This is a genomic window from Nitrobacter sp. 62-13 (genome assembly GCF_001896955.1).
Taxonomy (GTDB): Bacteria; Pseudomonadota; Alphaproteobacteria; order Rhizobiales; family Xanthobacteraceae; genus Nitrobacter.
This window is the reverse complement of sequence record NZ_MKRN01000093.1, coordinates 1-1,861: the sequence shown is the minus strand read 5'-3', so window position 1 is coordinate 1,861 and position 1,861 is coordinate 1. Positions and strand designations below refer to the sequence as shown.

2 protein-coding genes are annotated in these 1,861 nt (G+C 62.4%); both read right to left on the bottom strand.

Annotated elements, in window-relative coordinates; genetic code table 11:
• Positions 1–1,441 (bottom strand): elongation factor G (gene fusA / locus BGN91_RS08385; RefSeq protein WP_292612203.1); only part of this gene is annotated, 1,441 nt, incomplete at its 3' end.
• A 30-nt stretch (positions 1,442–1,471) separates the two neighbouring features.
• The coding region (gene rpsG, locus BGN91_RS08380) for a 30S ribosomal protein S7 (protein ID WP_292612200.1) at positions 1,472–1,861 on the bottom strand (390 nt) is incomplete at its 5' end.

Sequence of the window (1,861 nt, the reverse complement as noted above, 5' to 3'; positions counted from 1 at the left end):
ACGCCACCTGCGGCGCGCCGATGTTGGCGTCGACCTTGTAGGTCCGCTTGAGGATATCGACCTTGATGTCGAGATGGAGTTCGCCCATGCCCTTGAGGATGGTCTGGCCGGATTCCTGATCGGTGGAGACGCGGAACGACGGATCTTCCGCCGCAAGCTTCGCCAGCGCAACGCCGAGCTTTTCCTGGTCGGCCTTTGACTTCGGCTCGATCGCGATCTCGATGACCGGATCGGGGAATTCCATCTTTTCCAGGATCACGGGATGGGCCGGATCGCACAGCGTGTCACCGGTACGCGCTTCCTTCAGGCCGGCCAGCGCGACGATGTCGCCGGCATAGGCTTCCTTGATGTCTTCGCGGTTGTTCGCATGCATCAGCAGCATCCGGCCGATGCGCTCCTTCTTCTCGCGCGTCGAATTGATCACGCCGGTGCCGCTCTGAAGAATACCGGAATAGATGCGACAGAAGGTGATGGTGCCGACGAACGGGTCGTCCATGATCTTGAATGCCAAGAGCGCCATCGGCTCCTTGTCGTCGGCATGGCGGACGACCTCGTTGCCCCTGTCGTCGACGCCCTTGATCGCGGGCACGTCGAGCGGCGACGGCAGATAGGCCACGACGGCGTCGAGCAGCGGCTGCACGCCCTTGTTCTTGAACGCCGTGCCGCACAGCACGGGATAGAATGCGCCGGTGATGACGGCCTTGCGGATGAGACCCTTGAGGGTCGCTTCATCCGGCTCGGTGCCGTCGAGATAGGCAGCCATGGCGTCGTCGTCGAGTTCGACGGCGGCTTCCACCAGTTTTTCGCGATATTCCTTCGCTTTGTCGGCGAGATCAGCAGGAATCTCCTCGACATCGTACATCGAACCGAGCGAGTCCTGATTGTAGACCAGCGCCTTCATGCGGACGAGGTCGACCATGCCCTTGAAGTTGCTTTCCGAGCCGATCGGGAGTTGCAGCGCCACCGGGCGCGCGCCCAGCCGATCGACGATGTCGGCCATGCACTTGTAGAAGTCGGCGCCGGTCTTATCCATCTTGTTGCAGAAGACGATGCGCGGCACCTTGTACTTGTCGCCTTGGCGCCAGACGGTCTCGGTCTGCGGTTCGACGCCCTGGTTGGAGTCGAGCACGCATACCGCGCCGTCGAGCACGCGCAAGGAGCGCTCCACCTCGATGGTGAAGTCGACGTGACCCGGGGTGTCGATGATGTTCAGCCGCTTGCCATCCCAGAACGCGGTGGTCGCGGCGGAGGTGATGGTGATGCCGCGCTCCTGCTCCTGCGCCATCCAGTCCATCGTCGCGGCACCTTCGTGCACTTCGCCGATCTTGTGGCTCTTGCCGGTGTAATAGAGGATGCGCTCGGTCGTGGTGGTCTTGCCGGCGTCGATATGCGCCATGATCCCGAAATTACGGTAATCCTCGATAGCATGTTGGCGGGGCATGGAGCTGTCCTTGAATTCCTGTTGTCGCCGTTACCAGCGATAGTGCGAGAACGCACGGTTGGCTTCCGCCATCTTGTGCACGTCTTCGCGCTTCTTGACCGCGCTGCCCCGGTTATTCGACGCGTCGAGCAGTTCGGCCGAGAGCCGCTCCGTCATCGTCTTTTCGTTGCGTCCCCGCGCGGCCGCGATCAACCAGCGAATGCCGAGCGCCTGACGGCGGGTTGAGCGGACTTCCACCGGCACCTGATAGGTGGCGCCGCCGACGCGGCGCGACCGCACTTCGATGGTCGGCATGACGTTTTCGAGCGCCTGCTCGAACACCGTGAGCGGCCCCTGCTTGGTCTTGGCCTCGATCAGGTCGAGCGCGCCATAGACGATGCTTTCGGCGACCGACTTCTTCCCGGCATACATCACCGAGTT